General features: G+C 45.6%; 1 protein-coding gene. It reads right to left on the minus strand.

What is annotated here, in order from left to right; genetic code table 11:
* Positions 1-351: Rpn family recombination-promoting nuclease/putative transposase (locus tag H6A13_RS13635; protein WP_204909965.1), on the minus strand; the 351-nt coding region annotated here is incomplete at both ends.

Here is a 351-nt window from a genome sequence, read left to right on the forward strand (position 1 = left end):
TCTCCGCATCTACACTGCTGAAATACTTTTCGTTCTTTTGTATATATCCCTGCAGCTCCTTCCTTCTGCCCCTATATTTTAACATGCCCAGTACCTGTTGTAAATCTTCCGAAAGTCTTTGCAGTTCTGCTTCTTCCATATGTCCCGCATCAATCAGGTTCATCCGATAGTTGGGCACATATTTCCGTAAAACCTCTTTTGTCTCTCCATCCTTCCCTTCTGTTCCGGGCGGAAACATCCCGTACAGATCCGTGGCCCCGTCCCATTTCTTCTCATCATAATAAAATACCAGCGTAAGGATAGGATAGATAAAATCCTCCCGCCTGAATCTGGACAGGAACTCCTCCGTAC

Origin of the sequence: Mordavella massiliensis, assembly GCF_016902415.1 — a bacterium.
GTDB classification, from domain to species: Bacteria; Bacillota; Clostridia; order Lachnospirales; family Lachnospiraceae; genus Merdimonas; species Merdimonas faecigallinarum.